Consider the following 12929-nt stretch of genomic DNA (forward strand, 5'->3'; position numbering starts at 1 on the left):
CATGCGCTTCAACCCCGAAGCCAATGACGACGACGTGGTGAATTTCCTCCTCGGCGCCGCCGCCGTCGGCATCCTGTGCAAAAAGAACGCCTCGATCTCCGGTGCCGAAGTCGGCTGCCAGGGCGAAGTCGGCTCGGCCTGCGCGATGGCGGCGGCCGGCCTGGCGGAAGTGCTGGGAGCGACCCCGGCGCAGCTGGAGAACGCCGCCGAGATCGGCCTGGAGCACAACCTGGGGCTGACCTGCGACCCGGTCGGCGGGCTGGTGCAGGTGCCGTGCATCGAGCGCAACGCGATCGCCGCGGTGAAGGCGATCAACGCCGCGCAGATGGCCCTGCGTGGCGACGGCGAGCACTTCATCTCGCTGGACCAGGTGATCCGCACCATGCGCGACACCGGCGCCGACATGCACGACAAGTACAAGGAAACTTCGCGCGGCGGCCTGGCCGTGAGCGCCGTGGAGTGCTGATGCCATGACCGCCTATCAAGCCCTGCCGCCGTCTGAACACTGCCTCCAATCCATCGGCTTCCTGTTGTTGGAGGACTGCAGCCTGATCGCCCTGGCCGGCTCACTCGAGCCACTGCGCCTGGCCAACCAGCAGCCCGGAGCGGGCCGTTATCGCTGGTGCATGCTGACGTTCGACGGCAACCCGGTGCGCGCCGGCAACGGCATGCAGCTGACGCCCGAAGGCAATCTCGCCGAGGCAAGTGCGTTGGACGCCCTGATTCTGTGCGGCGGCGACAGCGCTCCGCTCGCTCACGCCGGATTGCTCGCGCAACTCCGCGACCTGGCCGCCCGCGGCGTGAAGCTGGGCGCGCTGGAATCCGCCCGTGCACTGTTGCTCGAGGCCGGTGTGCTTCCGGGCAGCGAAAGTGTCCCGGCCTGGGCCAGCCGGATGACTTTGCGCGACGCCCTGGCCAGCGCCCAGCCCAAGCTGCAGGAGGTGATCGCGCTGATGGAGGCCAACCTGGAAGAGCCCATCGAGCTGGATGATCTGGCCAGCTTCATCGAGCTGTCCCGTCGTCAGCTGGAAAGGCTGTTCCAGAAGTACCTGCGCTGCTCGCCATCGCGCTACTACCTGAAACTGCGCCTGCTTCGCGCCCGCCAGCTGCTGCGCCAGACCGCGATGCCGGTGGTGCAGGTAGCCTTTGGTTGCGGCTTCCTTTCCCCGCAGAACTTCTCCAAGTGCTACCGCGAGCACTTCGGCATCCCGCCCAGCACCGAGCGGCTGGACAAGCCGCAGCTCTGCCGCGCCGCTATGCACTGAGATCCCATGGCACCACTTCGGGCCCGCCCGTGCCTGGCAGCACGGTTCGGGCCTGTTTTTTTGGTGGGCTGGGCTCGGAGTAGGGCGTTTCCCTTGTAGGGGCGAATTCATTCGCCAAGCAGGCCGAAGGTCTGCCAATGGGTGTAACAGGGGGCAGCTACGCCGCCCTTGGCGAATGACTTCGCCCCTACAGAAGAGCGGTAGTCCGCGCTAATCCCACCTTCCCTCACCCCCGGCCCCTCTCCCGGAGGGAGAGGGGTGACGCTAGATCATGCCCTTGCACGGACAGCTCCCTCTCCCTATGGGAGAGGGTTGGGGTGAGGGTGCCCAATCCCCCGCTCGCAGTCATCAAAGACACCTCGGATCGCAACCAAGCCACCCCAGCGGATCTGACCAATTTCGGGTCGGATTCGTACAAAAAGTGGCGGGGGGCTTCTGTTGCAATGCTGTCCAACGGCCCACTAATCCGGTGTGTCGAGTCAGTGGAAAACAACAAGGGTTCACCGCCATGCAAATGCCCAAGACGCTCCGCATCCGTAACGGCGACAAGGTCAAATCCACCTTCTCCGCCCAGGAATTCGCCAATCGCCACGCCAAGCTGCGCGCGCATCTGGCGGCGGAGAACATCGACGCTGCGATCTTCACCTCGTACCACAACATCAACTACTACTCCGACTTCCTCTACTGCTCCTTCGGCCGCCCCTATGCGCTGGTGGTGACCCAGGACGACGTCATCAGCATCAGCGCCAACATCGACGGCGGCCAACCGTGGCGCCGCACTGTCGGCACCGACAACATCGTCTACACCGACTGGCAGCGCGATAACTACTTCGTCGCCATCCAGCAGGCCCTGCCCAAGGCTCGTCGCATCGGCATCGAACATGACCACCTGAACCTGCAGAACCGCGACAAGCTGGCCGCGCGCTATCCGGACGCCGAGTTGGTGGACGTGGCCGCTGCCTGCATGCGCATGCGCATGATCAAGTCCGCGGAAGAGCACGTGATGATCCGCCACGGCGCGCGCATCGCCGACATCGGTGGCGCGGCGGTGGTTGAAGCCCTGCGCGACCAGGTGCCGGAATACGAAGTAGCGCTGCACGCCACCCAGGCCATGGTGCGCGCCATTGCCGACACCTTCGAGGACGTGGAGCTGATGGACACCTGGACCTGGTTCCAGTCCGGCATCAACACCGACGGCGCGCACAACCCGGTGACCACCCGCAAGGTGAACAAGGGCGACATCCTCAGCCTCAACTGCTTCCCGATGATCGCCGGCTACTACACCGCGCTGGAGCGCACCCTGTTCCTGGACCATTGCTCCGACGACCACCTGCGCCTGTGGCAGGTCAACGTCGAGGTGCATGAAGCCGGCCTGAAGCTGATCAAGCCGGGTGCGCGCTGCAGCGATATCGCCCGTGAGCTGAACGAGATCTTCCTCAAGCACGATGTGCTGCAGTACCGCACCTTCGGCTACGGCCACTCCTTCGGCACCCTCAGCCACTACTACGGCCGCGAGGCCGGGCTGGAGCTGCGCGAGGACATCGACACCGTGCTGGAGCCGGGCATGGTGGTGTCCATGGAGCCGATGATCATGCTGCCGGAAGGCCTGCCGGGTGCCGGCGGTTATCGCGAACACGACATCCTGATCGTCAACGAGAACGGTGCTGAGAACATCACCAAGTTCCCCTACGGCCCGGAGAAAAACATCATCCGCAAATGATCCAGCCCACGCCCGCGCAGAGCCGACCTCCTGCGCGGGCCGTGGTTACACGCATCACCACAACAAGAATCGACGCGCGGAATTCACGGGGCCCCGACCCCGCGCACGCGCCGCCCTTTGACTACCCGCTGCCGAACTACACGACATAACAATAGAGGTACAGGCGATGGTCAGGTTTATTGCAGGAACGCTCCCCTGGGGAGCGGCCGATAGTGTGTCTTTCAACAACGGTCGGGGCGCTCCCGTCCATAATCCAGGCATCCAGGTGCATCTCCCCAGCGAAGGGGGTGCCCGATGAGCCTATCCAACCAGTCCCTGGCCTACGGCCAGGCCGGCAGCCAGATGGCCAGCAGCGAGCGCAGCACCCTCCGTCGCGCGGCGACCGCCAGTTTCATCGGCAACTTCGTCGAGTGGTTCGACTACGCCGCCTACGGCTACCTGGCCGCGGTGATCGCGGTGGTGTTCTTCCCCGCCACCGACAAGACCACCGGCCTGCTGGCGGCCTTCGCGGTGTTCGCCATTTCCTTCATCATCCGCCCCATCGGGGGCATCGTCTGGGGTCATATCGGCGACCGTTACGGCCGGCGTAACGCCCTGTCCCTGTCCATCCTGATCATGTCCGGCGCCACCTTCTGCATCGCGCTGCTGCCGACCTACGCCCAGGTGGGCATGTTGGCGCCGCTGTTGCTCCTGCTGATCCGCCTGGTGCAGGGCTTCTCGGCCTCAGGGGAATACGCCGGCGCGGCGGCCTTCCTCGCCGAATACGCCCCGGACAACAAGCGCGGTTTCTACACCTGCCTGGTGCCGGCCAGCACGGCGGCAGGGTTGCTGTTCGGCTCGCTGTTCGCGGCACTGCTCTATTCGCAACTGGATACCGAGCAACTGCACAGCTGGGGCTGGCGCATTCCGTTCCTGCTGGCGGCGCCGCTGGGGCTGATCGGCCGCTACATTCGCCTGCACCTGCAGGACACGCCCAAGTTCCGTGAAATGGAGCAGGCGATGGAGCAGAAGGAAGCCGGGCACAAGGTGCCGATCCGCGAGCTTATGGGCGTGCACCGCAGGAAGGTGCTGGTGGCCATCGGCGTCACCTGCCTCAACGCGGTGGCCTTCTACCTGATCCTCAGCTACATGCCGACCTACCTCTCCACCGAGATGGGCATGACCGAGACCGACTCCTTCCTGGCGTCCACCGTGTCGCTGGCGACCTACATCGGTTTCATCTTCCTGATGGGCAAGCTGTCCGACCGTTTCGGCCGCAAGACCATGCTGATCGCCGCGTCATTGCTGTTCCTCGGGCTCACGGTGCCGCTGTTCGGTCTGCTGGAAGGGCAGGGCTTCGCCTTCATCCTGCTGATCCAGATCGCCTTCGGCCTGATGCTGGCGATGAACGACGGCACCCTGCCGTGCTTCCTCGCCGAGGTCTTCCCGACGCGGGTGCGCTACAGCGGCTTCGCCTTCAGCTTCAATACGGCCAACGCCCTGTTTGGCGGGACGGCGCCCTTCATCGCCACCTGGCTGATCAGCCAGACCGGCGACAAGCTCGCGCCAGCCTGGATGCTGGTGACGGCAGCGGCCGTGGCCCTGCTGGCGATGCTCTGCATCAGCGAGACGGCGCATAAGGCCCTGGCGGACGACTGAGGGCAGTCCTGAATAGAAAACGCCGCCCCCGAGAGGAGGGCGGCGTTTTTGTTTTGGCTGAAGGGGAGGCTCGATTTCCTTGTGGGGGCGAATTCATTCGCCAAGCAGACCGCAGGTCTGCCCTACGAGTCCGACGGGGCAGCTGCGCCGCCCTTGGCGAATGAATTCGCCCCTACAAATGCAACGGACTCTGCTTGCGCTCCCCGCGCGGCGAATGGCCGAAGAAGCGGCTGTAGCACTTGGAGAAGTGCGCCGGTGAGGCGAAGCCGCAGGCCAGGGCGATGTCGCGGACCTGGGATTCGCTGCGCAGCAGCAGGTCGCGGGCGCGGTTCAGGCGCAGTTCCAGGTAGTACTGGCTGGGGGTGCGGTCCAGGTACTTGTGGAACAGCCGTTCAAGCTGGCGTACCGACACTTCGTTGAGCTGCGCCAGTTCTTCAAGCTCCAGCGGTTCCTCCAGGTTGGCTTCCATGATCGCGACGATCTGGCTCAGCTTCGGCTGGGCGTGGCCGAGCTTCTGTCGCAGCGGAACGCGCTGTTGCTCGCGGGCGCCGCGCATGCGGTCGCAGAGCAGGAGTTCGGCGGCGCGGGTGGCGATCTCCACACCACCCGGCTCGCGGGCGATCAGTTGCAGGGTCATATCCATGGATGCCGTGCCACCGGAGCAGGTGTAGCGGTCGCGATCCAGCTCGAACAGCTGGTTGGAAATGACGATGCCGGGAAACTTGTCCTTTACCTGTTCGATGTCTTCCCAGTGCACCGTGCAGCGATAGCCCTTGAGCAGCTCGGCGCTGGCCAGCAGGTGACTGCCGGTGCAGATGCCGCCCAGCGCCACGTCGTGCTGGGACAGCTTGCGCACCCAGTTGAGCAGGCGCCGGTCGTAGCGAGTTGGCATGGGGTTGGAGCCGACGACGAACAGGGCGTCCAGTGCGGGGGCGTCCTCGAGGCTGTAGTCGGGGACCACGCGCATGCCATTGCTGGCTTGCACCGGCTCGTGGTCGGCGGCGATCAGCAGGGTACGGAATAGGGTGCGCTTGGCGGCCAGGTTGGCCATGCGCAGGGTCTCGATAGCCGAAGCGAAGCCGATGGTGGTGAAGTTGGGGATCAGCAGGAAACCGAAGGTCTTCACTGCGGCAGGCTGGGATTGGGCCTGGATTTCGTCGACGGACGGCGGCGCAAGATTCGCAACAGCCATGGGTTCTTCCTCCACTGCATCGACTGTCGTTTTTGGGTATTGGCGGGTGAGGCAGAAGTCGAAATGCAGTTCTGTCTTTTTATTGTTCTGCGGCGTGGGAGCAGGCCTGCGCCGGGGTCCAGCTTACACCCATTCCAAGCCCGCACCAGTGGCGTCCCTGCGCGATATCCGGGGGCTGGCGGAGAGGTCTTGGGTAATCGAACGGTTTTACCTCGCTGCCAGGGTAGGTTTGGGCATTTACACGTCGCAAACAGGCAAACGGGGTGTCGGACTAACTCGCACAATCGGCCGCAACAGGCTGGCACCGACCGTATTGCAGCGGCAGGCGCCAAGCCCCCAAAACAACAGAGACGACAGCGGGTTGTCGCAGGAGATCATCGATGTTCAGCAAGCAAGACCAGATCCAGGGTTACGACGACGAACTGTTCAGCGCGATTCAGGAAGAAGAGCAGCGTCAGGAAGACCACATCGAGCTGATCGCCTCGGAGAACTACACCAGCAAGCGCGTGATGGAAGCCCAGGGCAGCGGCCTGACCAACAAGTACGCCGAAGGCTACCCGGGCAAGCGCTATTACGGTGGCTGTGAGTTCGTCGACAAGGTCGAACAACTGGCCATCGACCGTGCCAAGCAACTGTTCGGCGCCGACTACGCCAACGTCCAGCCGCACTCCGGCTCGCAAGCCAACAGCGCCGTCTACCTGGCCCTGCTGAACGCCGGTGACACCATTCTCGGCATGAGCCTGGCCCACGGCGGCCACCTGACCCACGGCGCGAAGGTGTCGTCCTCCGGCAAGCTGTACAACGCCGTGCAGTACGGCCTGGACACCGCCACTGGCCTGATCGATTACGACGAAGTCGAGCGCCTGGCTGTCGAGCACAAGCCGAAGATGATCGTCGCCGGCTTCTCCGCCTACTCCAAGACCCTCGACTTCCCGCGCTTCCGCGCCATCGCCGACAAGGTGGGTGCGCTGCTGTTCGTCGACATGGCCCACGTTGCCGGCCTGGTCGCCGCTGGCCTGTACCCGAACCCGCTGCCCTACGCCGACGTGGTCACCACCACCACCCACAAGACCCTGCGCGGTCCGCGTGGCGGCCTGATCCTGGCCAAGTCCAACGAAGAGATCGAGAAGAAGCTGAACTCCGCCGTCTTCCCCGGCGCCCAGGGTGGCCCGCTGATGCACGTGATCGCCGCCAAGGCCGTGTGCTTCAAGGAAGCGCTGGAGCCCGGCTTCAAGGAGTACCAGGCCCAGGTGATCCAGAACGCCCAGGCCATGGCCAAGGTGTTCATCGATCGCGGCTACGACGTGGTCTCCGGCGGTACCGACAACCACCTGTTCCTGGTCAGCCTGATCAAGCAGGGCAAGACCGGCAAGGAAGCGGACGCCGCCCTCGGCCGCGCCGGCATCACCGTGAACAAGAACGCCGTACCGAACGACCCGCAGTCGCCCTTCGTGACTTCCGGCGTGCGCATCGGTACCCCGGCCATCACCAGCCGTGGCTTCAAGGAAGCCCAGAGCATCGAGCTGGCCGGCTGGATCTGCGACATCCTCGACCACCTCGGCGATGCCGACGTCGAAGCCCAGGTGGCCAAACAGGTCGCCGGCCTCTGCGCCGACTTCCCTGTCTACCGCTAATCCAGGAGTCCGAACATGCAACGTTATTCCGGCTTCGGTCTGTTCAAGCACTCCCTGAGCCACCACGAGAACTGGCAACGCATGTGGCGCAACCCGACGCCGAAGCCGGTCTATGACGTGATCATCGTCGGCGGTGGCGGCCATGGCCTGGCCACTGCCTACTACCTGGCCAAGGAATTCGGCGTGAAGAACGTCGCGGTAGTGGAGAAGGGCTGGCTGGGCGGCGGCAACACTGCGCGCAACACCACCATCGTCCGCTCCAACTACCTGTGGGACGAGGCGGCGCAGCTGTACGAGCACGCGATGAAACTGTGGGAAGGCCTGTCCCAGGACCTGAACTACAACGTGATGTTCTCCCAGCGTGGCGTCTACAACCTCTGCCACACCCTGCAGGACATGCGTGACTCGGCACGCCGGGTCAACGCCAACCGCCTGAACGGCGTGGATGGCGAACTGCTGGATGCGCGTCAGGTAGCCGAGGAGATTCCCTTCCTCGACTGCAGCAAAAGCACCCGTTACCCGATCATGGGTTCCACCGTTCAGCGTCGTGGGGGCGTGGCCCGCCATGACGCCGTAGCCTGGGGCTACGCTCGCGCCGCCGACGCCCTGGGCGTCGACCTGCTGCAGAACACCGAGGTGCTCGGTTTCCGCAAGCAGGATGGCGCGGTGATCGGTGTCGAGACCAATCGCGGCTTCATCGGCGCCAAGCGCGTCGGCGTGGTCACCGCTGGTAACTCCGGCCATATGGCCAAGCAGGCCGGTTTCCGCCTTCCGCTGGAATCCCACCCGCTGCAGGCCCTGGTGTCCGAGCCGATCAAGCCGATCATCCACAGCGTGATCATGTCCAACGCCGTGCATGGCTACATCAGCCAGTCGGACAAGGGCGACCTGGTCATCGGTGCCGGTATCGACGGCTACAACGGCTACGGCCAGCGCGGCTCCTACGGGACCATCGAGCACACCTTGCAGGCCATCGTGGAGATGTTCCCGATCCTCTCCCGCGTGCGCATGAACCGTCAGTGGGGCGGCATCGTGGATACCACTCCGGACGCTTGCCCGATCATCTCCAAGACCCCGGTGAAGAACCTGTTCTTCAACTGCGGCTGGGGCACCGGCGGCTTCAAGGCCACGCCGGGTTCGGGCCACGTCTTCGCGGCGAGCCTGGCGCGTGGCGAGATGCACCCGCTGGCCAAGCCCTTCTCCATCGACCGTTTCCATACCGGCGCACTGATCGATGAACACGGGGCTGCCGCGGTAGCGCACTGATCAAGCTCCCTCTCCTTCGGGGAGAGGGCTGGGGTGAGGGGACCGGCTACCGCGCCAAGGCCGACATCCCTCACCCCCGGCCCCTCTCCCAAGGGGAGAGGGGAGATAAAGAGATTCACCGGAGACCACCACCATGCTGCACATCTTCTGCCCCTACTGCGGGGAGCTGCGCTCCGAAGAGGAATTCCATGCCAAGGGCCAGGCGCACATCCCGCGCCCCCTGGACGCCAACGCCTGCACCGACGAGGAGTGGGGCGACTACATCTTCTTCCGCGACAACCCGCGCGGCATCCACCACGAGCTGTGGGTGCACGCCGCCGGCTGCCGCAAGTATTTCAACGCCACGCGCCACACCGTGAGCTACGAAATCCTCGAAACCTACAAGATCGGTGAGAAGCCCACTGTCACCGAGGCCAACGTCGGCGAGAAGAAAGCCGCGACCGCAGGAGTAACGGCATGAGCCAGGTCAATCGCCTTCCCAAGGGTGGTCGCGTCGATCGCAGCCAACCGCTGACCTTCACCTTCAACGGCCAGAACTATCAGGGCTTCGCCGGCGACACCCTGGCCGCCGCCCTGTTGGCCAACGGCGTCGATATCATCGGCCGCAGCTTCAAGTACTCCCGTCCGCGCGGCATCGTCGCCGCCGGTGCGGAAGAGCCCAACGCCGTGCTGCAGATCGGCTCCACCGAGAGCTCCCAGGTGCCGAACGTGCGCGCCACCCAGCAGGCCCTCTATGCAGGCCTGGTGGCGACCAGCACCAACGGCTGGCCGAGCGTGAACAACGACGTCATGGGTATCCTCGGCAAGGTCGGCGGTTCCATGATGCCGCCCGGGTTTTACTACAAGACCTTCATGTATCCGCAGAACCTGTGGCTGACCTACGAGAAGTACATCCGCAAGGCCGCTGGCCTCGGTCGTGCCCCTCTGGAAGTCGACCCGGATATCTACGACCACATGAACCAGTACTGCGACGTGCTGGTGGTCGGCGCCGGCCCTGCCGGTATCGCCGCCGCCCTGGCCGCCGGCCGCAGCGGCGCCCGTGTGATCCTGGCTGACGAGCAGGAAGAGTTCGGCGGCAGCCTGCTGGACACCCGTGAGACCCTGGACGGCAAGCCCGCCTCGGAGTGGGTGACCAAGGCCATTGCTGAACTGGCGAAGCTGCCGGAAGTGACCCTGTTGCCGCGCGCCACGGTGAACGGCTATCACGACCACAACTTCCTCACCATCCACCAGCGCCTGACTGACCACCTGGGCGAAGTCGCGCCCCATGGCCAGGCCCGTCACCGTGTCCACCGCGTCCGCGCCAAGCGCGTGGTGCTGGCCGCCGGCGCCCACGAGCGTCCGCTGGTGTATTCGAACAACGACGTGCCCGGCAACATGCTCGCGGGTGCCGTCTCCACCTACGTGAACCGCTACAGCGTGGCCCCGGGCCGCCAACTCGTGCTGTCCACCAACAACGATTACGCCTACCGCGTGGTGCTGGACTGGCTCGACGCCGGCCAGAAAGTGGTAGCCGTGGCCGACGCCCGCAGCAACCCGCGTGGCGCCTGGGTCGAAGAGGCCCGTGCCCGTGGCGTGCGTATCCTCACCGGCAGCGCCGTGGTCGAGGCTCGCGGCAGCAAGCGCGTCACCGGTGCCCGCATCTGTGCCATCGACCTGAAGAGCCACAAGGTCACCAGCCCCGGCGAAGTGGTGGACTGCGACCTGATCGCCAGCTCCGGCGGCTACAGCCCGGTGGTACACCTGGCGTCGCACCTGGGCGGCAAGCCGATCTGGCGTGAAGACATTCTCGCCTTTGTGCCCGGTGAAGGCTTCCAGAAGCGCATCTGCGCCGGTGCCGTGAACGGCGTGTTCGGTCTGGGCGATGCCCTGGCTGACGGTTTCGAGGTCGGTGCCAAGGCTGCGGCCGAAGCCGGCTTCAAGTTGGTCGAAGGCACCGTGCCGAAGACCGAGAAGCGCAAGGAAGAAGCGACCGTGGGCCTGTTCCAGGTGCCGCACGACAAGTCCACTTCCCGCGCGCCGAAGCAGTTCGTCGACCTGCAGAACGACGTCACCTCCGCCGGTATCGAACTGGCCACCCGTGAAGGCTTCGAGTCGGTCGAGCACGTCAAGCGCTACACCGCGCTGGGCTTCGGTACCGACCAGGGCAAGCTGGGCAACATCAACGGTCTGGCCATCGCCGCTCGCTCGATGGGCATCTCCATCGCCGAGATGGGCACCACCATGTTCCGCCCGAACTACACCCCGGTGACCTTCGGCGCCGTCGCCGGTCGTCACTGCGGCCACCTGTTCGAGCCCAAGCGCTATACCGCGATGCACCGTTGGCACCTGGAGCAGGCCGCTGAGTTCGAAGACGTCGGCCAGTGGAAGCGCCCGTGGTACTTCCCCAAGCGTGGCGAAGACCTGCACACCGCCGTAGCCCGCGAGTGCAAGGCCGTGCGTGACAGCGTGGGCATCCTCGATGCGTCCACCCTCGGCAAGATCGACATCCAGGGCCCGGATGCCCGCGAGTTCCTCAACCGCGTGTACACCAACGCCTGGACCAAGCTGGACGTGGGCAAGGCCCGCTACGGCCTGATGTGCAAGGAAGACGGCATGGTCTTCGACGATGGCGTGACCGCCTGCGTCGGCGAGAACCACTTCATCATGACCACCACCACCGGCGGTGCCGCCCGGGTGATGGAATGGCTGGAGATCTACCACCAGACCGAATGGCCGGAGCTGAAGGTGTACTTCACCTCGGTCACCGACCACTGGGCCACCATGACCCTGTCCGGTCCCAACAGCCGCAAGCTGCTGGCCGAAGTCACCGACATCGACCTGGACAAGGACGCCTTCCCCTTCATGACCTGGAAGGAAGGCCAGGTAGGCGGCGTTCCGGCGCGGGTGTTCCGCATCTCCTTCACCGGTGAGCTGTCCTACGAAGTGAACGTGCAGGCCGACTACGCCCTGGGCGTGTGGGAAAAAATCATCGAGGCCGGCAAGAAGTACAACCTGACCCCGTATGGCACCGAAACCATGCACGTACTGCGGGCCGAGAAGGGCTTCATCATCGTCGGCCAGGACACCGATGGCTCGGTGACCCCGGACGACCTGAACATGGGCTGGTGCGTTGGTCGCAACAAGGCCTTCTCGTGGATCGGCTGGCGCGGCATGAACCGCGAAGACTGCCTGCGCGAAGACCGCAAGCAACTGGTAGGCCTCAAGCCCATCGACCCGAACAAGGTGCTGCCGGAAGGCGCCCAGCTGGTGTTCGATCCGAAGCAGTCCATCCCGATGAAGATGGTCGGCCACGTCACCTCCAGCTACATGAGTTCGACCATGGGTTATTCCTTCGCCATGGCCGTGGTCAAGGGTGGCCTCAAGCGCATCGGCGAGCGCGTCTTCGCGCCGCTGGCCGATGGCAGCGTGATCGAAGCCGAAATCTGCAGCTCCGTGTTCTATGACCCGAAAGGGGACCGCCAGAATGTCTAACGTGAACGTCTACAAACAGCGCCCCGACTCCGCCCACGCCGAATCGCCGCTGTTCCATGCCGGCCTCGATGAGCTTGCACGCAAGGGCAAGAGCAGCGCAGGGGTGACCCTGCGCGAGAAGAAGCTCCTCGGTCACCTGGTGATCCGTGGCGACGCCAAGGACCCGGCCTTCGCGGGCGGCGTGCACAGCGCCCTGGGCCTGGAGCTGCCGGTGGCCCTGACCCTGGTGGCCAGTGGCGATACCTCGCTGCAGTGGCTGGGCCCGGATGAGTGGCTGCTGATCGTGCCGAGCGGCCAGGAGTTCGAGACCGAGCAGCGCCTGCGCAAGGCACTGGATGGCCAGCACATCTCCGTGGTCAACGTCAGCGGTGGCCAGACCATCCTCGAGCTCTCCGGGCCCAAAGCCCGCGAGGTGCTGATGAAGTCGACCCCCTACGACGTGCACCCGAGCAACTTCCCGGTGGGCAAGGCCGTGGGCAGCACCTTCGCCAAGGCCTCGCTGGTGATCCGCCATACCGGCGAAGACACCTGGGAACTGCTGATCCGCCGTAGCTTCTCCGACTACTTCTGGCTCTGGCTGCAGGACGCCAGCGCGGAGTTCGGACTGGCAGTGAAGGCCTGATCGGAAGCACGGATAGCCCCCTCTCCCTCTGGGAGAGGGTTGGGGTGAGGGATACCCCGTGCCACTCGGACCTTCCCTCACCCCCGGCCCCCGCTCTGCGCCCCGGCCAGATTGCTCC

At 64.9% G+C, this 12929-nt stretch carries 9 protein-coding genes and 1 pseudogene; 9 read left to right on the forward strand and 1 reads right to left on the reverse strand.

Annotated features, from left to right (window positions below):
• The 4 genes and pseudogenes from MnOB_RS00210 to MnOB_RS00225 all read left to right on the forward strand — a co-directional run.
• A partial coding sequence (locus MnOB_RS00210) for an L-serine ammonia-lyase, iron-sulfur-dependent, subunit alpha (RefSeq protein ID WP_199824415.1) occupies positions 1–466 on the forward strand: 466 nt, incomplete at its 5' end.
• Positions 467–917: 451 nt separating this feature from the next.
• A pseudogene (locus MnOB_RS29865) lies at positions 918–1226 on the forward strand (helix-turn-helix domain-containing protein); the annotation flags it as partial.
• A 547-nt stretch (positions 1227–1773) separates the two neighbouring features.
• Positions 1774–2985, forward strand: coding sequence for a M24 family metallopeptidase (locus MnOB_RS00220; protein WP_077520507.1), 1212 nt, complete (start codon positions 1774–1776; stop codon positions 2983–2985).
• A 294-nt stretch (positions 2986–3279) separates the two neighbouring features.
• On the forward strand, positions 3280–4623 hold the full coding sequence (locus tag MnOB_RS00225; RefSeq protein WP_077520510.1) for an MFS transporter: 1344 nt from the start codon (positions 3280–3282) through the stop codon (positions 4621–4623).
• A gap of 172 nt (positions 4624–4795) precedes the next feature.
• Here MnOB_RS00225 and MnOB_RS00230 read toward each other — a convergent pair whose 3' ends face one another.
• Positions 4796–5815 carry a GlxA family transcriptional regulator gene (locus MnOB_RS00230; RefSeq protein ID WP_077520513.1) on the reverse strand — a complete coding sequence of 340 codons (1020 nt, stop codon included), beginning with the start codon at positions 5813–5815 and terminating at the stop codon, positions 4796–4798.
• 380 nt (positions 5816–6195) lie between these two features.
• On the opposite strand from MnOB_RS00230, the gene glyA reads away from it, so the two are divergent.
• From glyA to MnOB_RS00255, 5 genes are all read left to right on the forward strand, one after another.
• Positions 6196–7449 carry a serine hydroxymethyltransferase gene (gene glyA / locus MnOB_RS00235; protein ID WP_077520516.1) on the forward strand — a complete coding sequence of 418 codons (1254 nt, stop codon included), beginning with the start codon at positions 6196–6198 and terminating at the stop codon, positions 7447–7449.
• A gap of 15 nt (positions 7450–7464) precedes the next feature.
• Positions 7465–8715: a sarcosine oxidase subunit beta gene (locus tag MnOB_RS00240; RefSeq protein ID WP_077520519.1), complete on the forward strand. Its 1251-nt coding sequence runs from the start codon at positions 7465–7467 to the stop codon at positions 8713–8715.
• Positions 8716–8848: 133 nt separating this feature from the next.
• The gene (locus MnOB_RS00245; protein WP_077520522.1) at positions 8849–9175 is read left to right on the forward strand and encodes a sarcosine oxidase subunit delta; all 327 of its coding nucleotides are present in this window, start codon (positions 8849–8851) and stop codon (positions 9173–9175) included.
• Positions 9172–12189, forward strand: coding sequence for a sarcosine oxidase subunit alpha (locus MnOB_RS00250; RefSeq protein ID WP_077520525.1), 3018 nt, complete (start codon positions 9172–9174; stop codon positions 12187–12189). Before MnOB_RS00245 ends, MnOB_RS00250 begins: the two co-directional genes overlap by 4 nt.
• Positions 12182–12811 (forward strand): sarcosine oxidase subunit gamma, encoded by a 630-nt coding sequence (locus MnOB_RS00255; RefSeq protein WP_077520528.1) that lies wholly within the window; start codon positions 12182–12184, stop codon positions 12809–12811. Before MnOB_RS00250 ends, MnOB_RS00255 begins: the two co-directional genes overlap by 8 nt.
• The last annotated feature ends 118 nt before the right edge of the window (positions 12812–12929 follow it).

This window comes from Metapseudomonas resinovorans (assembly GCF_002003485.1).
In the GTDB taxonomy this organism is placed as follows: Bacteria; Pseudomonadota; Gammaproteobacteria; order Pseudomonadales; family Pseudomonadaceae; genus Metapseudomonas; species Metapseudomonas resinovorans_D.